General features: G+C 65.0%; 17 protein-coding genes. 13 read left to right on the top strand and 4 right to left on the bottom strand.

From position 1 onward, the window contains the following. Entirely contained in the window at positions 1 to 732 is a 732-nt protein-coding gene (locus tag C2I35_RS01815; RefSeq protein WP_103761314.1) for a TVP38/TMEM64 family protein, read from the bottom strand. A 286-nt stretch (positions 733 to 1,018) separates the two neighbouring features. On the opposite strand from C2I35_RS01815, the gene rpmH reads away from it, so the two are divergent. Genes rpmH through C2I35_RS01795 form a run of 4 tightly spaced genes read left to right on the top strand, consistent with a single transcriptional unit; the run spans position 1,019 to position 2,680 of the window. Continuing rightward, positions 1,019 to 1,153 carry a 50S ribosomal protein L34 gene (gene rpmH / locus C2I35_RS01810; protein WP_005980833.1) on the top strand — a complete coding sequence of 45 codons (135 nt, stop codon included), beginning with the start codon at positions 1,019 to 1,021 and terminating at the stop codon, positions 1,151 to 1,153. 24 nt (positions 1,154 to 1,177) lie between these two features. Then, entirely contained in the window at positions 1,178 to 1,570 is a 393-nt protein-coding gene (rnpA, locus tag C2I35_RS01805; protein WP_103761313.1) for a ribonuclease P protein component, read from the top strand. After that, on the top strand, positions 1,567 to 1,815 hold the full coding sequence (gene yidD, locus C2I35_RS01800; protein WP_103761312.1) for a membrane protein insertion efficiency factor YidD: 249 nt from the start codon (positions 1,567 to 1,569) through the stop codon (positions 1,813 to 1,815). The genes rnpA and yidD overlap by 4 nt, the downstream gene beginning before the upstream one ends. Beyond that, positions 1,802 to 2,680, top strand: coding sequence for a sulfotransferase domain-containing protein (locus tag C2I35_RS01795; RefSeq protein WP_170067092.1), 879 nt, complete (start codon positions 1,802 to 1,804; stop codon positions 2,678 to 2,680). Before yidD ends, C2I35_RS01795 begins: the two co-directional genes overlap by 14 nt. Positions 2,681 to 2,956: 276 nt before the next feature. Here the strand turns inward: C2I35_RS01795 and C2I35_RS01790 are convergent, their stop codons facing one another. Further along, complete coding sequence (locus C2I35_RS01790; protein WP_103761310.1) at positions 2,957 to 4,327, bottom strand: ammonium transporter family protein; 1,371 nt, start codon at positions 4,325 to 4,327, stop codon at positions 2,957 to 2,959. A 243-nt stretch (positions 4,328 to 4,570) separates the two neighbouring features. After that, positions 4,571 to 5,524: an agmatinase gene (speB, locus tag C2I35_RS01785; protein ID WP_103761309.1), complete on the bottom strand. Its 954-nt coding sequence runs from the start codon at positions 5,522 to 5,524 to the stop codon at positions 4,571 to 4,573. Between the two features lie 212 nt (positions 5,525 to 5,736). Between speB and guaB the strand changes: the two genes are divergently transcribed. From guaB to C2I35_RS01770, 3 genes are all read left to right on the top strand, one after another. Then, the gene (guaB, locus tag C2I35_RS01780) at positions 5,737 to 7,185 is read left to right on the top strand and encodes an IMP dehydrogenase (protein WP_103761308.1); all 1,449 of its coding nucleotides are present in this window, start codon (positions 5,737 to 5,739) and stop codon (positions 7,183 to 7,185) included. A 45-nt stretch (positions 7,186 to 7,230) separates the two neighbouring features. Beyond that, positions 7,231 to 8,400 carry an RsmB/NOP family class I SAM-dependent RNA methyltransferase gene (locus C2I35_RS01775; protein WP_103761307.1) on the top strand — a complete coding sequence of 390 codons (1,170 nt, stop codon included), beginning with the start codon at positions 7,231 to 7,233 and terminating at the stop codon, positions 8,398 to 8,400. Between the two features lie 115 nt (positions 8,401 to 8,515). Beyond that, positions 8,516 to 10,819, top strand: coding sequence for a hybrid sensor histidine kinase/response regulator (locus C2I35_RS01770; protein WP_245890364.1), 2,304 nt, complete (start codon positions 8,516 to 8,518; stop codon positions 10,817 to 10,819). Between the two features lie 114 nt (positions 10,820 to 10,933). Here the strand turns inward: C2I35_RS01770 and C2I35_RS01765 are convergent, their stop codons facing one another. Continuing rightward, the gene (locus C2I35_RS01765) at positions 10,934 to 11,578 is read right to left on the bottom strand and encodes a gamma-glutamyl kinase (RefSeq protein WP_103761305.1); all 645 of its coding nucleotides are present in this window, start codon (positions 11,576 to 11,578) and stop codon (positions 10,934 to 10,936) included. A 204-nt stretch (positions 11,579 to 11,782) separates the two neighbouring features. Between C2I35_RS01765 and recA the strand changes: the two genes are divergently transcribed. The 6 genes from recA to C2I35_RS01735 all read left to right on the top strand — a co-directional run bounded on the left by recA (position 11,783) and on the right by C2I35_RS01735 (position 17,430). Then, entirely contained in the window at positions 11,783 to 12,862 is a 1,080-nt protein-coding gene (gene recA / locus C2I35_RS01760) for a recombinase RecA (RefSeq protein ID WP_103761304.1), read from the top strand. 203 nt (positions 12,863 to 13,065) lie between these two features. After that, positions 13,066 to 15,756, top strand: a complete 2,691-nt coding sequence (alaS, locus tag C2I35_RS01755) for an alanine--tRNA ligase (protein ID WP_103761303.1) — start codon at positions 13,066 to 13,068, stop codon at positions 15,754 to 15,756. A 24-nt stretch (positions 15,757 to 15,780) separates the two neighbouring features. After that, a complete protein-coding gene (locus tag C2I35_RS01750) occupies positions 15,781 to 16,065 on the top strand; it encodes a DUF1330 domain-containing protein (protein WP_103761302.1) in 285 nt (94 codons plus the stop codon). Positions 16,066 to 16,076: 11 nt separating this feature from the next. Next, positions 16,077 to 16,364, top strand: coding sequence for a DUF1330 domain-containing protein (locus C2I35_RS01745; RefSeq protein WP_103761301.1), 288 nt, complete (start codon positions 16,077 to 16,079; stop codon positions 16,362 to 16,364). A 23-nt stretch (positions 16,365 to 16,387) separates the two neighbouring features. Next, complete coding sequence (locus C2I35_RS01740) at positions 16,388 to 16,855, top strand: MOSC domain-containing protein (RefSeq protein WP_103761855.1); 468 nt, start codon at positions 16,388 to 16,390, stop codon at positions 16,853 to 16,855. A 29-nt stretch (positions 16,856 to 16,884) separates the two neighbouring features. Next, on the top strand, positions 16,885 to 17,430 hold the full coding sequence (locus C2I35_RS01735; protein ID WP_103761300.1) for a histidine phosphatase family protein: 546 nt from the start codon (positions 16,885 to 16,887) through the stop codon (positions 17,428 to 17,430). Positions 17,431 to 17,437: the final 7 nt, after the last annotated feature.

Genomic DNA, 17,437 nt, shown 5'->3' with positions numbered 1-17,437 from the left:
TCAGATGTCCTTCTTGCCGCGCACGGTCTTGATGAGGATAGGTAGCGCGGCCAGCACGCAAAGCCCGAGGATGGGGCCGATCACCTGCGGCTCCCACAGCAGGGACAGGTCCGGGCGTTCGCCACGATCAAAGACCTCGCCCAGGCCGACGCCGATCCAGGTGAACACGATGGCACCGGGGATGATACCGATCGCGGTGGTCCAGAGGAAATTGAAGAAGCGCACGCCGACCAGTGCGGGCAGCAGGTTGGCCACGAAAAACGGCACCACGGGCACGAGGCGCATCAGCAAAAGAACATTGATTTCATGCTCATGCAGGCCGGTCTTGAACTTCTTGAGCGTCCCCTCGGAGGCGTCCATCTTGGCGGCGAGCGTTCGCCCAAGGCCCCAGCGCGCGGCGAGGAAGATGGCCGAGGCCCCGATGACGGCCGCCGTGACGTTGAACGTGGTGCCCAGAAAGAGGCCGAATAGAAAGCCACCGGTGACCGAGGCCACGGCCGCCCCCGGCAGCGAGAAGGCGACAATGGCCACGTAGACTGCCACGAAGATGCCTGCCAGGAGGATGTAGTTTTCGTCCCGGAACGCCAGCAAAGCCTCGCGATTGTTGGCCAGAGTGTCGAAGGTCAGGTAGTCGCCCAACGTAAAGTATCCCACGATGGCGGCGATCAGGATCACGGCGAGGGGCGCGTGGCGGATATAGGCGGGGCGCTTGGTGTCGTCGGCAGTGTCCATGTGGCGATCCGGGTCCGGTGTGATTGCGTGTCCTTCCTAGATGCGCCATCGTCAGGCCCCGCACCAGACGCTTCACGCGGGGGTGAAGCGGGGTGAAGGTTTTGGGGCCATTATGTCGGGTTCGGGCCCGGTTTGTAACAAAGCCAACCGTCCGGGCAGGGTTTTTGTTGCAAAAGCCAATCGGATGTTTGACTTGGGGCTCGGGCGCCCCTATAGACCGGGCTTCAATACGAATTCCGGCTTTCGCGATTCCTGAGCGAGGCCAAGAACACCGGAGAGCCGAGCGATGAAACGCACGTATCAACCTTCGAACCTGGTCCGCAAGCGGCGCCACGGTTTCCGCGCGCGCATGGCCACCAAGGCCGGCCGCAAGATCCTGAACGCGCGTCGTGCGCGTGGCCGCAAGTCGCTGAGCGCGTAAGCGCCAGCCAGGAACTGTACGGACATGACACCGCCGGAGGCCCTCGTGAATGACACGGGGAAAACGCCCCCGGCGGTTTCCGTTCGTCTGGAGGTTCTCAAGAAACGCCCCGATTTCCTGGCTGCCGCAAAGGGCCGCAGGCAGGCGGCGCGCGGCCTTGTGCTGCAGGCCCGGGACCGGCGCGATGACAGCATGGCGATCCGGGTGGGCTACACCTGTTCCAAGAAGGTGGGCAATGCCGTCACCCGGAACCGGGCCAAGCGGCGGTTGCGCGAAGTGGCCCGCAAGGTTTTGACAAGCCAAGGAAAACCCGGACATGACTATGTGCTGATCGGGCGCGCCGGGGGAACGGTGGAGCGCGATTTCCACGGGCTGTGCGAGGATCTGCGCAAGGCGCTGGCCGCGGTGCACAGGTGAGTCCGCTGGCCCACATGCTGGCCCTGCCGGTCAAGGCGTACCGGCTAATCTTCAGCCCCTGGGTGGGGTTCAATTGCCGGTATCAGCCGACATGCAGCCAGTACGCCTTGGACGCTTTGCGCACCCACGGGGGCCTCAAGGGCGGGTGGCTGGCCGCGCGTCGGATCGCACGGTGCAACCCCTGGGGCGGCTGTGGGTATGACCCGGTGCCGGGCGGTGAGGGCGCGCGCGATGAAGCGTCCTGAGACCCTGGCGCAGATGAACGCGGCGCTGGCGCGGTTCGCCACGGAGCATGGCGTCGAGACGGGGCTGGCCTATCGCCCCGATCTCACCGATATCTTCATTTCGCCCTACAGCAAGTGCGGCACCACATGGGTCAGCCAGGTCGCGCATGGGCTGCGGTCGGGCGGGGACATGGCGTTTGACGAAATTACCGACGTCGTGCCGTGGCTGGAACTGGCCCACGATATAGGGCGGAACGTTAACGACCCGCAACCCTACCGTCCGAAGCTCTTCAAGAGCCACCTGCCATGGGGGGTGATTCCCGAAGGCGGGCGGTACATCGTGGTGCTGCGTGACCCGGTGGATGCGATGGTGTCGCTTTACCGTTTTTTCGACGGCTGGATGTTCGAGCGCGGGGCGATTTCGCTGGAGGATTTCGCGGAGTATTACCTGGATCGGATGGGCCGAGAGGATTACTGGAGCCACGCATCCTCCTGGTGGGCTGTGCGCGGGCGGGATGATGTGCTGCTGATAGCGTATGAACACATGAAGCGGGACTTGGCGAAGAGTGTCGCGCAAGTCGCGGATTTCATGGAGGTTTCCGATGAGTGGACACGCGCCGTCGCGCAGGCACAGGCGACGCTGGATTTCATGAAGGCGCATGGACGGCAGTTCGACGATCACCTTGTGCGGCAGGCGCGCGACGCGGCCTGTGGCTTGCCTCCGGGCGGTGAGGCCAGCAAGGTGGCCGGCGGGCAGGCCGGGGCGGGCCGCGCGCAGATCAGCGATGCGATGCGCGAGGCTTACGCCCGGAAGTGGCGCGAAACGATGGGTGCGGCGCATGGGCTTGAGGGCTATGAGGACGTGCTTGCCCGGCTGAAAGATTAAGCGGGCGTTGAAGCGCAGGGCGCAGATCCGGGCGCGTTAACCAATGCGATTCGGCCCGAAACGGCACGTCGGTATTGCGTCGGTATCCGGGTGGTATCGCGACGGTGCGGATTTACGCGAATTTACGGTTTAACGCGGCGGCCGGTTGTGACGGATTGTTAACCGGTGCGCAGGTGGGTTTTCACCCACCCTGCGAGCTCCCGGGACGGGAGACGGAAACGCATCGCGGCGACGGGAGGGACCCCGCCGCCGCGACCCCGTGAGTGATACCAGACGTCAGCCCTTGGCGATGGGCGTGTCCTCGCGCGTGGGCACGTCGGGCTCCAGCCCCCAGCGCAGGCCGTCGAGACCGGCGGCCATTTCGTCGTCGGTGTTGCGCAGGCCGATCGTGACCTTGAGGATCAGCGCCGTCACGAGGCCGGTCACAAGACCCGCGCCGAGGCAGACCACGATGCCGATGAGCTGCATGGTCAGGCCGATCTGGCCGTGCTGGAAGGCATACTCGCCTTCCTCGAACCCGAAGTAGCCGCCGCGCGGGGTGCCGGCCTCGAGGATGCCGACCATGATCAGGCCGTAGCTGCCCGCGCCGAGGAAGAGCGGCAGCAGCTTGTGCTCGTCGAACTCGCGCTTCAGCGTGAATTCATAGACGATGTAGGCGATGACCGGCGCGCCGAGGGCCACCAGGAACATCTGCCCCGGCTGGTAGACATCGAAGCCGCAGGCGCCCGCCACGTAGCCCGCCAGCGGCCCCAGCAGCAGGTAGGCGTATTTGCGCGTTGCATAGGCGATGATGCCGCCTGTCACCGCGCCACCGGCCCAGGCCATGGCGTAGTTGTTCACCGCGAGGCCGACGCTGGTGTCGGCCATGGTGACGCTGACCGCCAGCGCCTCGGGGTCGAAGAAGAAGAGGCAGGAGACGATGACCATGGGCAGGCCCGCGAAGATGGTCAGCAGGCCCACGGCCGCCAGCCCGATGCTGGGCGCGTGGTAGCCCGAGACCATGGGGTGCGGATTGAACATGCCGGGGCGCTGGCCCAGCATGGGAACCAGCGCCAGCGCCATGCCGGTGGGGAAGAGATAGACGAAGCCCACGCCGAAGAAGTCGTGGAAGCCTGCATTGGTCAGCGGGCCGACCGAGCCCCAGGTATAGAAGCTGAGGATGGACGAGGCCACGGCGGCCACGACGCAGAGCTCGTAATAGGCCGAAGCCTTGATCCGTTCGGACACGGCGAAGTGGAAGAGGATGTTCACGATCCCGGCAAAGACCGCGAGGAAGAACACGAAGATCTGGAAGGTGTTCAGCCCCGGGAACGTGGCCGGATCGGTGGTCGAGGCGTTGGCATTCAGCATCCCGCCGAAGAGCCACCAGTCGCGCAAGCTGTCGCCCATCGTGGCGCCTTCCATGATGTAATACTGCGCCGCCCAGAAGCCGAAGCCGATGGCAAAGTAGGTGGTGAAACCGAGAAAGAAGCCCATGACCTTTTCGATGGTCGAGTTGAACAGGCTTTTGCGCCGTGTCGTGCCGGCGTCGATCATCAGAAGGCCGACGACGACGGTGATCGCGCCGACCGTGCCGGAAAGATAGACGAGGTTCTGGACCAGGGAATTGAGTGTGACCTGGTCGGCCTGAATGGCTGCGAGATCCATTTTGGGTGTGTCCTCCACTGTTGGTTTTCCGTGTCCGTCCGGGCCTGGTAGTGCTGGCGCGCAATGGCGAACCAAAACTGTACCGAAAAATGGCCGGCGTCCTGTTATGTTTTTTGTTTTGATTAAATGTTGCGCAAAAAACTGCGTCTGTGAAGGTAAAAATAGCTAAAAGTGAAAATCCGGCGCAAGTCTGCGCTGATCTCACCTCTGGGAGAGGTCCAAATGTGAACCAAAAATGAAGTATCAGCCGCGGGCGTGGAAGACGAAGCCCAGAAGGTTCAGAAGCACCTGCGCGGCGAGGATCGAGGTGGAGCCGGTGGGGTCGTAATCCGGGGCGACCTCGACCAGGTCGATGCCGACGATCTCGTGGCTTTGTGCGACCTGTTGCAGGATCTCGAGCACGTCGTAATAGAGGAACCCGCCATGGCTGGGCGTGCCCGTGCCCGGCGCGATGGAGGGGCAGAAGGCGTCGATGTCGATGGTGATGTAGACCCGCGCACCTTCGGGGATGCGGGCGGCGGTGGCCTCGGGCCCCAGCTTGCGCACCTGCCGGACAGACAGGATATCCGAGCCGCGCGCGCGGGCGTCGTCATAGCCTTCCTTGGCGGTCGAGCTGACATTGCGGATGCCCAGCTGGGTGAGGCCGGTGACGAAAGGTTTCTCGGCGGCGCGGCGCATGGGGTTGCCGTGGCCAAAGCGGACGCCATGACGCTCGTCGACGAAATCGAGGTGGGCGTCGATCTGCAATACATGGATGTCGCCCTGATCGTCATAGGCGTTGATGCAGGGGATATTGATGGAATGATCGCCGCCGATGGTGACGGGCAGGGCGCCGGCGGTGAGGATGGCGCGGACGCCCGCCTCGATATTGGCATGGGATGTCATCGTGTCGGTGTGGACGATGTCGGCGTCGCCGATATCGACGATGCTGACAGAGCCGGGCAGGTAGGTGGCGTCGTCCTCGTGGTCATAAGCGCCGGCATGGCCGAAGCTGAAGAGCGTGGACGCCTCGCGCACGCCGCGGGGGCCGAAGCGGGCGCCCGAGCGCCATTGGGTGCCGGCGTCGAAAGGGGCGCCGAGGATGGCGACGTCGGCGTCGATGCGGCTCCAGTCGGCCACATAGGGGCGCTTGCCGAAAGTGGCGATGCCGACGAAAGGCAGGTCGAGCCGGCCGCTCTCGTATCCGTGGGTTGTCATGGGGCGTGTCCTCTGGTTGCAGGGACGCTAGCGTGCGGCGGGCGCGCAAGGCAAGGGGGCGTGCGTGGGTTTTCACCCAGCCTACGACGCGGCAAGTCGCGGCATGCGGTCCGGCCATGTCATCTGCGCGCAGGGGCCCATTCGCCCCTTTCCATTCCTGCCAACCCGTGTAATAGGGAACCGCCAAACGAGACACCCCAAGGAGATGCGCCATGGAGATTCGTGAGGCCCTCACTTTTGACGATGTTCTGCTGGTTCCCGCGAAGTCCAGCGTTCTGCCCACCACGGCGGACACGCGCACCCGCGTGACCCGGTCGATCGACCTCAACATACCGCTTCTGAGTTCCGCCATGGACACGGTGACCGAGGGGCGCATGGCGATCTGCATGGCGCAGTCGGGCGGCATGGGGGTGATCCATCGCAACCTTACGGTGGAACAGCAGGCCAAGGAAGTGCGGCGGGTGAAACGCTTCGAGAGCGGGATCGTCTACAACCCCGTGACCCTGCGGCCGGACCAGACGCTGGCCGATGCCAAGGCGCTGATCGAACGCTACAACTTTACCGGCTTTCCCGTGGTGGATGAAAAGGGCCACGTGATGGGCATCGTGACCAACCGCGACATGCGCTTTGCCACCGATGACGACACGCCGGTTCACGTGATGATGACCAGCGACAACCTGGCGATCCTGACCGAGCCTGCGGATCGCGAGGAGGCCAAGAGCCTGATGAAGGCGCGGCGGATCGAGAAGCTGCTGGTGACCAACGGGCAGGGCAAGCTGACCGGCTTGCTGACGTTGCGCGATACCGAGCAGGCGGTGCTGAACCCGTCGGCTTGCAAGGACGGGCTGGGACGTCTGCGCGTGGCGGCGGCCTCGACCGTGGGCGACGCGGGCTTCGAGCGGTCCGAGGCGCTGGTGGATGCGGGCGTCGACATGATCGTGATCGACACCGCGCATGGCCATTCCGAAGGCGTGGCACAGGCCGTGGAGCGGGCCAAGAAACTGTCGAACGAGGTTCAGATCGTGGCCGGGAACGTGGCCACGGCAGAGGCGACCCGGACGCTGATCGGCGCGGGCGCGGATGCGGTGAAGGTCGGCATCGGGCCGGGCAGTATCTGCACCACGCGGATGGTCGCCGGTGTGGGCATGCCGCAGCTGACGGCGGTGATGGACTGCGCCGCGGCGGCGGGCGACACGCCGGTCATCGCCGATGGCGGCATCAAGTTCTCGGGCGATTTCGCCAAGGCGATCGCGGCCGGCGCGTCCTGCGCCATGGTGGGCAGCATGCTGGCCGGCACCGATGAAAGCCCCGGCGAGGTGATCCTGTACCAGGGGCGCAGCTTCAAGGCGTATCGCGGGATGGGCAGCCTGGCGGCTATGGCGCAGGGCTCGGCCGACCGGTATTTCCAGAAGGATGCCGCCAGCGACAAGCTGGTGCCCGAAGGGGTCGAAGGGCAGGTGCCTTACAAGGGCAGCGCCGGGACCGTGCTGCACCAGCTGGTGGGCGGCTTGCGGGCGGCCATGGGCTATACCGGATGCGCCACTGTGGACGAGATGCGCAAGGGATGCGAATTCGTGAAAATCACCGGCGCGGGCCTGAAGGAAAGCCACGTGCACGACGTTCAGATCACGCGCGAAAGCCCGAACTACCGCATTGGGTAAAGTGCGGTATCGCAAGGACTTGTGCGGCGATCCTGAGGTAATCTCGTGACCCCTTCAGCGCGCGTTCAGGCCGCGATCGAGGTGCTCGACGCCATGGCCGGCGGGCTGGCCGCGGAACAGGCGCTGACCCGCTGGGCGCGGGGAGCGCGCTATGCCGGGTCGAAGGATCGCGCGGCGGTGCGCGACCACGTCTTCTCGGTATTGCGCCGCAAGCGGTCCTGTGCCGCCCTCGGGGGTGGCGAGAATGGCCGCGCCCTGATGTTGGGGCATGTGCGTGCGGAGAAGACCGACCCAGAGACGATCTTTACCGGGGAGGGCCACGCGCCCGTGACCTTGACGGCGCAAGAGCGCGACGCCGGCGCAACGCCCGAAGAGGCAGAGAGCCGCGATTTGCCGGACTGGCTTTGGGCGCGATTCAAGGACAGCCTGGGGGAGGAAGACGCCGCCGCCGCCGCGGAGGCGCTGCGCCATCGGGCGCCGGTCTGCCTGCGGCACAATCCCCGCATGAATAGTGCCGATGAAGTCATTGATATGATGGAACAAGATGGAATTGTTGCCCGTCCCGTTTCGACTGTCAGGGGCGCCTTTCTTGTGACCGAGGGCGCGCGGCGCGTTGCGCAATCGGCCGCCTTCCGGGACGGTCATGTCGAGCTTCAGGACGCCAGCAGCCAGGCCGCGATGGCGGTCTTGCCAGACCCCGCGGGCGGACGCGTGCTGGACTATTGCGCCGGTGGCGGCGGCAAGGTTCTGGCGCTGGCCGGGTGGCACGAGGGCGCCTGGTTCGCGCATGACGCCGCGCCCGAACGGATGCGCGACCTTCCCGCACGGGCCGACCGGGCAAAGGTACGTGTTTCGCGGCTTGAACCGGGGGACGTGGCGCAGGCCGCACCGTTCGATATCGTGCTTTGCGACGTGCCCTGTTCGGGCAGCGGCACGTGGCGGCGCACGCCCGAGGCGAAATGGGCGCTGACGCCCGGACGCCTGGATCAGCTTGGCGCGCTCCAGTGGGAAATTCTCGTGCAGGCGCAGGCGCTTGTGCGTCCCGGCGGATACCTGACCTACACGACATGTTCGGTGTTGACCGAGGAGAACGAGCGCCAGGTGTCACGGTTCGAGACGGCGCATCCGGACTGGGCCCGGCAGGACACGCGCCGATGGCCCATCTCGGAGATTGGCGACGGGTTCTTTCTGGCGCTGTTGCGCAAACCGGAATAGCTGTGACCGCTCAGGCAGAAGCAACCTAGACGTGTTCTCTCTTTCAGCGTTAATCTAACTTTAAGCCCCGCCGCCTATGACGTCGGGCAGGAGCTTGTGATTGGGGAGGTGCCGGTTGGCATCCACTACCGGAACAGTATTGCCGTTGCGCGATGCCGCAGCCCGAATCAGGCCGCGCGCCAGGGCGGTGCTGATCGCCGCCGTCCTGTTCGGCGCAGTGGCGGTGGTCGTGCCCGACGCGACGTTGCGGATGGCGGCGGTCTTTACCTCGGCGATTCTGCTGATGTCGGCGCTGTGGATCGGCATTGTGAACGCGGCGGAGACGCGGTTTCGCAAGGCGCTGGTCGACGCGGCAGAGGAGTTCCTGGGCGAGGATGCGACCCCCGCGATCCTGACAGGGCGCGAGGGTGACATCCGCTATGCCAACCGCGCCGCGATGACCGCCTTTGCCGCCGACGAGGCGACGACGCTGGCCGGGGCGCTGAAACACGCGGTCGCCAATCCCGGGCCAATTCTCTATCGACTTGAAAGCCGTGCGCAGTTGCGCGGATCCGCGCATGAGGACGTGGTCACGCGGGCCGGGCACCTGCGCATCGGCGTACACCGTGCGGCGGCCGACCGGTATATCTGGCGGATCGAAAAATCCGCTGACCGCCCCTCGCGCGAGGCGGATCCCGTTCCGCTGCCGATGCTGACCGTGGGGCGGGGCGGGGCCGTCTTGTTCATGAACTCCGCCGCGCGGCAATTGATGGGCGCGCGCGCGCGCTCGCTCGACCGCATTTTCCCCAAGATGCCCCTGCGCTCGGGACAGATCAACGACATCACCACAGTCGACGGCCTGAGCGCCTGCCTCGTGGTGGAGCTTGAGGGCGTGGCAGGCCGGCGCGAGATCTTCCTGTTGCCCGGTGTCGCGCCTACCGAACGTCAGCCGGATGGCTGGGCGTTTTTCGACGAATTGCCCGTGCCTTTGCTGAAACTCGCGCGTACAGGCGAAGTGCAGATCTCGAACCGGCCTGCGCGCGACCTGCTGGGCGTGGATGGGTGCTGCGGCAAGACGCTCTCGGATCTGATGGAGGGGCTGGGCCGGTCGATCCCGGACTGGCTGGAGGATGCGGCCAAGGGGCGCGGCGGGGTGCAGTCGGAGTTTCTGCGCGTGAGGCGCGACGACCGTGAGACATTCGTTCAGGTCACGCTGAACCGCGCGTCCGAGGCGGGCGAAACCGTGCTGATCGCCGTTCTGAACGACGCGACCAAACTGAAGACGCTGGAAGGGCAGTTCGTGCAAAGCCAGAAAATGCAGGCAATCGGACAGCTTGCCGGTGGTGTGGCGCATGATTTCAACAACCTGCTGACGGCCATTGCCGGGCATTGCGATCTGCTGCTGTTGCGGCACGATCAGGGCGATCCGGATTATGGCGATCTTATCCAGATCAACCAGAACGCCAATCGCGCGGCGGCGCTGGTCAGCCAGCTTCTGGCCTATTCGCGCAAGCAGACCCTGCGCCCCGAGGTGATGGACCTGCGCGACATGCTGTCGGACCTGACGCACCTGCTGAACCGCCTGGTCGGCGAGCGGGTGATGCTGTCGCTCAGCCACGATCCCACGCTGTGGTCGATCCGGGCCGACAAGCGGCAGTTGGAACAGGTGCTGATGAACCTGGTGGTCAACGCGCGCGACGCCATGCCCGAGGGGGGCGACATCCGCATCGCAACCGAAAACGTCACGTTCGACGAGCCCCTGCGCCGCGACCGGGCGGTGGTGGCGCCGGGCCGCTACGTGCGGGTTACCGTCACCGACGAGGGGGCGGGTATTTCGCAGGACAAGATCCAGAAGGTGTTCGAGCCGTTCTTCACGACCAAGCGCACCGGCGAGGGGACGGGGCTTGGATTGTCGACGGCTTATGGCATCGTCAAGCAGACCGGCGGCTTCATTTTCGCCGACAGCCAGCCTGGCGAGGGCACGACGTTCCAGGTTCTGCTGCCCGCTCACCTGCGCGAAGACACGGCCGAGACCGAACCACATGCCCCGGCGCGGCTTGCCTCCAAGACCGAGGGCGTCGTCCTTTTGGTCGAGGACGAGGCGCCGGTCCGGGCCTTTGCCAGCCGCGCCCTGCAACTGCGCGGCATGACCGTGCTGGAGGCCGACTCGGCCGAGGCCGCGCTGGAGTTGCTGGAAGACAGCACGCTGGAGGTGGATGTCTTCGTTTCAGACGTTGTGATGCCGGGCATCGACGGGCCTGCCTGGGTCTTGCAGGCGCTGGAACGGCGCCCTGAGACGCAGGTGGTCTTCATGTCGGGCTATGCAGAGGAGACCTTTGGCGAGATACAGTCGCGCATTCCCAACTCGACGTTCCTGCCCAAGCCGTTCTCGCTGACGGAGCTGACCGAGACGGTGCAACACCAGCTTTCGCAGGGATGACACTGCGCCTGCCCGGCTTCGGCGGGCGGGAAACGCACCTGTGTCCGTTGTCGAAAATGCGCAGTCTCAAAGCCATTCCGGCTCAGGAAATGCGCCCCATTTCAGCGCGGGACCTCAGTGATGCGGCGGCAGGACGCCATTGGCGAGGGGCGCGAAGGCACCGTTCTCCGCGATCCCGTCATAAAGCTGGTACTCCACGGCGAACTTCCGTCGATAGCGCTGCTCGATTTCCGGATCGAGGGTCAATGCCATGGTCGGCGAACTGTTCATGCGCTGCGTATCGATCTCGACCTGCAGCCGATCTGACAGGAACCGTCGCAACCCGTCCTGATCTTCGTAGCGAAAAAGATGCGTGACCGCGGTGCCGTTTTTCTGCGGCTCCAGGAACTTGGTCTGCGAGCCGACTTGCGCGTAAGTGGCACGCTTGCCCTTCATGTACTCGGTCACGAACGTGTCGAAGCTGATCCCGTGGGTCGAATTGCAGGCCTGTTCCTGTCCCGGCCGCTGACGGTAGCGATACCACGACCCCAGCCAGTCGAGCGGCTCACGCATCACGGCCAGCACGTCGAATCCCTCGCCCATGAACTTCTCGATCGCGGGGCGGAAGAACCGATTGTAGCGAAAGACCGGCGCGTGTTTCAGTTCGGGCGGATGGCGCACGACGATGGCGGCCCGGGGCGCAAGGGCGGCCTCGTAGGCGGTGGTGCCGGTCTTGGGTACCGACAGGAAAACGAGCTTTTCGTTTGAAAACACCAGCATAGAAGATTTTGCCCGTTTGCCTGCCCTCGGTAACACCTCTTTAACCCATCGCTGCGAACATCGGAAAGGAACAATTTCGATTGAAATGTTCTCCTTTTGTCTTCATAACATGCGGAACAAGAGGTGAACGAAGGCGGCGGCCAGACAGCGGGAAGACTGCGATAGACGCCCCGTCTGGCGTGTGAAATAAGGGAAATGACAGGTATGGCAACGGCAGATCTTTTGAACATGGACAGCAAGAAGAAAGAAGACCGCCAGAAGGCGCTGGACAGCGCGCTGGCGCAGATCGAACGGCAGTTCGGCAAGGGCTCGATCATGAAGCTGGGCGCCGACAACCCGGCGCAGGACATCGAATCGACCTCGACCGGCTCGCTGGGTCTCGACATCGCGCTTGGCATCGGCGGCCTGCCCAAGGGCCGGATCGTGGAAATCTACGGGCCGGAAAGCTCGGGCAAGACCACGCTGACGCTGCATTGCGTCGCCGAGGAACAGAAAAAGGGCGGCGTTTGCGCCTTTGTCGACGCCGAGCACGCGCTGGACCCGGTCTATGCCAAGAAACTGGGCGTGGACCTGGACGAGTTGTTGATTTCGCAGCCCGACACGGGCGAGCAAAGCCTGGAGATCGTGGACACGCTGGTGCGCTCGGGTGCCGTGAGCATGGTTGTGGTCGACTCGGTCGCGGCGCTGACGCCGAAATCGGAGCTGGAAGGCGACATGGGCGACAGCAGCGTGGGCGTCCATGCCCGCCTGATGAGCCAGGCCATGCGCAAGCTGACGGGCTCGATCAGCCGCAGCAAGTGCACGGTGATCTTCATCAACCAGATTCGCATGAAGATCGGGGTCATGTTCGGTAGCCCCGAGACGACGACGGGCGGCAACGCGCTCAAGTTCTACAGCTCGGTGCGGCTGGACATTCGCCGGATCGGCTCGATCAAGGACCGCGACGAGGTGGTGGGCAACCAGACCCGCGTGAAGGTGGTCAAGAACAAGGTCGCGCCGCCCTTCAAGCAGGTCGAGTTCGACATCATGTATGGCGAGGGTATCTCGAAACGCGGCGAGTTGCTGGACCTGGGTGTCGCGGCCGGCGTGGTCGAGAAATCGGGCAGCTGGTTCAGCTATGGCGACGAGCGGATCGGCCAGGGGCGCGAGAATGCCAAGAACTTCCTGAAGGAAAACAAGAAGATCGCCTACGAGATCGAGGACAAGATCCGCGGCGCGCACGGTCTGGACTTCGACATGCCCGGTGGTGCCGACGAGGCCGCCGAGGACGTTCTGGACGACTGACGGAACGGAGATGGCCCACTCCGGAAAGGGCCTGCGCCACCGACGGGTGGCGGAGAATATCCGGGCAAAGGCCATCCGACGGGGTGGCCTTTGCTCTTTCGGGGACCCATGCGCGCCGATGGAAACGCCCGGCTTCTGTGGACAGTCAAATGGCTTGGCGTTACACGGGTTCGACGCAACTTTTGCCTTCGGACCAGACGCCTATGCCCACGCTTAACGAGATCCGCTCGACCTTCCTCAGTTTCTTTGAACGCAACGGCCACGAGGTGGTGCCGAGCAGCCCGCTTGTGCCGCGCAACGACCCGACATTGATGTTCACCAATTCGGGCATGGTGCAGTTCAAAAACCTTTTCACCGGGGTCGAGAAACGCGATTATTCCCGCGCCACCACCAGCCAGAAATGCGTGCGGGCGGGGGGCAAGCACAATGACCTCGACAATGTCGGTTACACCGCCCGGCACCATACGTTTTTCGAGATGCTGGGGAATTTCAGTTTCGGCGATTACTTCAAGTCCGAGGCGATCCCTTATGCCTGGGACCTGCTGACCAAGGATTTCGGGATCGACAAGTCCAAGCTCCTGGTCACGGTCTATCATACCGATGACGAAGCGGCGGAGATCTGGAAGAAACATGCCGGCCTGAGCGATGACCGGATCATCCGCATCGCGACGGATGACAATTTCTGGTCGATGGGCGCGACGGGTCCTTGCGGGCCGTGCACCGAGATCTTCTATGACCACGGCCCCGAGATCTGGGGTGGCCCTCCGGGTAGCCCGGAGGAGGATGGCGACCGGTTCATCGAGATCTGGAACCTCGTTTTCATGCAGAACGAGCGGTTCGAGGATGGCAGCCAGGTGGATCTGGACATGCAGTCGATCGACACCGGCATGGGGCTGGAACGGATCGGCGCGCTGTTGCAGGGCAAGCACGACAATTACGACACCGACCTGATGCGCAGCCTGATCGAGGCGAGCGCGCATGTGACTGATGGTGCGCCGGACGGGCCGGGCAACGTCCATCACCGGGTGATCGCGGACCATTTGCGCTCGACCTCCTTCCTGATTGCCGACGGGGTGATGCCGTCGAACGAGGGGCGCGGCTATGTGCTGCGCCGGATCATGCGGCGGGCGATGCGGCATGCGCACCTGCTGGGCGCGCAGGACCCGGTGATGTACCGGCTGGTGCCGAACCTGGTGGGGCTTATGGGGCAGGCCTTCCCCGAGCTGGGCCGGGCGCAGCCGCTGATCGAGGAAACGCTGGAACTGGAGGAAAAGCGGTTCAAGCAGACGCTGGACCGGGGTCTGCGCCTGCTGGACGACGAGTTGGGCAAGCTGGGCGACGGCGCGGCGCTGCCCGGTGAGGCGGCGTTCAAGCTCTATGACACTTATGGGTTCCCGCTGGACCTGACGCAGGACGCGTTGCGCGAGAAGGGCCGTGAGGTCGACGTCGCGGGGTTCGATTCCGCGATGGAGGAGCAAAAGGCCAAGGCGCGCGCGGCATGGTCGGGCAGCGGCGAGGCGGCGGACGCCACCGTATGGTTTGACCTGGCGGAAAAGCACAGCGCCACGGATTTCCTCGGGTATGACACGGAGACCGCCGAGGGCGTGGTGCAGGCGATCGTATCGGAAGGCAAGGAGATTCAGTCGCTCCACACTGAAGGCGGTGCGGCGTGGGTGGTCTTCAACCAAACGCCGTTCTATGCAGAAGCGGGCGGACAAGTCGCCGACCACGGTTACGTTCGCAGCCTTGAAGGCGGGCGCGAAGAAGGCGAGGCACGTTTTTCTGGGCACGTAAGCGATGTGCAGAAGCGCGCCGGCGGACTTTCCGCACACTACTTAACGGTTGATTCCGGCAAACTGGAAGTGGGCGACCCGGTGAAGCTTGAGGTGGATCATGGGCGCCGCACGGCGATCCGGTCCAACCACTCGGCCACGCACCTGCTGCACGAGGCGCTGCGCAAGGCGCTTGGCGATCACGTGGCGCAGCGCGGGAGCCTGAACGCGCCCGATCGGCTGCGCTTTGACTTCAGCCATGCCAAGGGCATGACGCTGGAGGAGATCAAGCAGGTGGAGGAAGAGGTCAACGCCTATATCCGCCAGAACGGCAAGGTCGAGACGCGGATCATGACGCCGGACGATGCGCGCGCCATCGGGGCGCAGGCGCTTTTCGGCGAGAAATACGGCGACGAGGTGCGCGTGGTCTCGATGGGGTCCGAGGATGGCTCGGGCAAGGGGCTGGATGGCCAGACCTATTCGATCGAGCTGTGCGGCGGCACCCATGTGCGCCAGACCGGCGACATCGGCCTTTTCGTGATGGTGGGTGAGGGGGCGTCGAGTTCCGGCGTGCGCCGGATCGAGGCGCTGACCGGGCCGGAGGCGTTCAAGTACCTGAGCGAACAGGATCACCGCATGGCGGCGCTGGCCTCGGAACTGAAGGCGCAGCCGGGCGACGTGCTGGACCGCGTGCGTGCGTTGATGGACGAGCGCAAGGCGCTGGCCAACGAGGTGACACAGCTGAAACGGGAACTGGCAATGGGTGGCGGTGGTGCTGCCGGGCCAGAGGCCAAGGACGTGAACGGTGTGAAGTTCCTTGCGCAAGTGCTGTCGGGCGTGTCGGGGCGCGACCTGCCGCCGCTGATGGACGAGATGAAGACACGGATCGGATCGGGCGCGGTGCTGCTGATCGCCGATGCCGATGGCAAGGCCGCCGTGGCCGCAGGCGTGACGAAGGACTTGACCGACACGCTGTCGGCGGTCGATCTTGTCCGGGCCGCCGTGGCGGAGCTGGGCGGCAAGGGCGGCGGAGGCCGTCCCGACATGGCGCAGGGTGGCGCGGCGAGCACCGACAATGCCGAGGCCGCAATCGCGGCGGCGGAACAGGTGTTGCAGGGCTGACGCCCGCTTGAGAGGGGGAACGACATGGCGGCCTACCTGATTGCGCGGATCAACGTGACCGATCCCGAGGATTACAAGGCCTATGCCAGCCAGACCGTGGCGCTGGCCGAGGAATTCGGTGGGCGGTTCCTGGCGAAGGGCGGCACGCAGACGCAGGTCGAGGGGATCGGCCCGGACCGGCATGTGATCATCGAGTTCCCGGACCACCAGGCGGCGCTGGACTGGTACAATTCGGATGCGTATCAGCGCATCCTGCCGATCGCGACCTCGTCGAGCGAGCGCGACATCGTCATCGTGGACGGAGTTTGAGGAGACAAGACATGCCCGCATTGTGGATTGCCCATGTGACCGTGACCGACGAGGAGGCCTATGGCCGCTATGCCAAGCTGGCCGGTCCGGCGATCGAGGCGCATGGCGGGCATTTCATCGCCCGTGGCGCGCGGTACGTGCAGCTTGAGGGCAATGACCGGGCGCGCAACGTGGTGGCGAAATTCCCGACGCTGGAGGCGGCGGAGGAGTGCTATTGCTCGGACGCCTACCAAGAGGCGCTGGACCATGCGCGGAACGCGTCCGAACGTGATCTGGTGATCGTGGAAACCTCGGAATAGTGCAGGGCCAACTGGCCGAGATCATGGCGCGGCACGCGGGGGCGGGCCGCGTGGCGTGGATCGGGCTGCGCCCGGAAAGGCTGGCCGACTTGGTTGCGGTCGAGGCGGCGGAACTGGGCGAAGCCGGGCTGGAAGGCGATCATGCGCGCAAAGGCAAGCGGGCGCTGACGCTGATCCAGGCCGAGCATCTGCCCGTGATCGCGGTGCTGGCCGGGATCGGGGAGGTGACGCCTGAGGTTCTGCGGCGCAACGTCGTGGTGAGTGGCATCAACCTGACGGCGCTGCGCAACCATCCGGTTCGGATCGGTCAGGCCCTGATCGAGATCACCGCGCCTTGCGCGCCGTGCTCCCGGATGGAGGCCGCTCTTGGCGCTGGCGGCTACAACGCCATGCGTGGGCATGGCGGCTGGTGCGCGCGGGTGTTGGAACCGGGACGGATTGGCGTGGGCGATAGCGTCGCACGGGCTGGACCCCGGGACGGGCCGACCTAGGCTTTCCTTCGTTCCAAGCGGAGGTGCCGATGCGACTGATTTTCCTGATCCTGATGCTGATCCTGCCCGGAGCCGCGGCGGCGCAGGACTGGAGCCTGCTGAAAGAGCCGGGGACGGTGGCGCTGATGCGCCATGCGCTGGCGCCCGGCGTGGGCGATCCGGCAAATTTCGATCTGGAGGATTGCAGCACGCAGCGCAACCTGGACGACCGGGGCCGGGCGCAGGCCCGGCAGATCGGCGCGGCGATGCGTGACGCCGGCGTTCGGTTCGATGCCGTATGGACCAGCCAGTGGTGCCGCTGCACCGCGACGGCGGAACTTCTCGACATTGGCACGCCCGAGGAGTTCCCCGCGCTCAACTCGCATTTCGCGGGGCAGGGCGACCCGGACGGTCAGGCAGCAGAGGTGATGACACGGATCGCGGACATGCCCGCCGAGGCGCGGCTGCTCCTGGTGACGCACCAGGTGAACGTGTCGGAACTGACCGGCACCGGCACGACCTCGGGCGAGATCGTCGTCGCGAGGCGTACCGGCGCCGGGCTTGAGGTTGTCGGGCGGATCGCGGTCGCACCCTGAGGGATGT

The organism is Roseovarius confluentis (genome assembly GCF_002917925.1).
In the GTDB taxonomy this organism is placed as follows: Bacteria; Pseudomonadota; Alphaproteobacteria; order Rhodobacterales; family Rhodobacteraceae; genus Roseovarius; species Roseovarius confluentis.
The sequence above is the reverse complement of the archived record's forward strand: the minus strand, read 5'-3'. Positions and strand labels throughout refer to the sequence as shown.

Coding starts and splice junctions, on each gene's coding strand:
- recA (WP_103761304.1), top strand. CDS start 11,783: ATGGCAACGGCAGATCTTTTGAACATGGACAGCAAGAAGAAAGAAGAC.
- rnpA (WP_103761313.1), top strand. CDS start 1,178: ATGACACCGCCGGAGGCCCTCGTGAATGACACGGGGAAAACGCCCCCG.
- C2I35_RS01740 (WP_103761855.1), top strand. CDS start 16,388: ATGGCGCGGCACGCGGGGGCGGGCCGCGTGGCGTGGATCGGGCTGCGC.
- C2I35_RS01790 (WP_103761310.1), bottom strand. CDS start 4,327: ATGGATCTCGCAGCCATTCAGGCCGACCAGGTCACACTCAATTCCCTG.
- alaS (WP_103761303.1), top strand. CDS start 13,066: ATGCCCACGCTTAACGAGATCCGCTCGACCTTCCTCAGTTTCTTTGAA.
- C2I35_RS01750 (WP_103761302.1), top strand. CDS start 15,781: ATGGCGGCCTACCTGATTGCGCGGATCAACGTGACCGATCCCGAGGAT.
- guaB (WP_103761308.1), top strand. CDS start 5,737: ATGGAGATTCGTGAGGCCCTCACTTTTGACGATGTTCTGCTGGTTCCC.
- rpmH (WP_005980833.1), top strand. CDS start 1,019: ATGAAACGCACGTATCAACCTTCGAACCTGGTCCGCAAGCGGCGCCAC.
- speB (WP_103761309.1), bottom strand. CDS start 5,524: ATGACAACCCACGGATACGAGAGCGGCCGGCTCGACCTGCCTTTCGTC.
- C2I35_RS01795 (WP_170067092.1), top strand. CDS start 1,802: ATGAAGCGTCCTGAGACCCTGGCGCAGATGAACGCGGCGCTGGCGCGG.
- C2I35_RS01765 (WP_103761305.1), bottom strand. CDS start 11,578: ATGCTGGTGTTTTCAAACGAAAAGCTCGTTTTCCTGTCGGTACCCAAG.
- C2I35_RS01735 (WP_103761300.1), top strand. CDS start 16,885: ATGCGACTGATTTTCCTGATCCTGATGCTGATCCTGCCCGGAGCCGCG.
- C2I35_RS01815 (WP_103761314.1), bottom strand. CDS start 732: ATGGACACTGCCGACGACACCAAGCGCCCCGCCTATATCCGCCACGCG.
- C2I35_RS01745 (WP_103761301.1), top strand. CDS start 16,077: ATGCCCGCATTGTGGATTGCCCATGTGACCGTGACCGACGAGGAGGCC.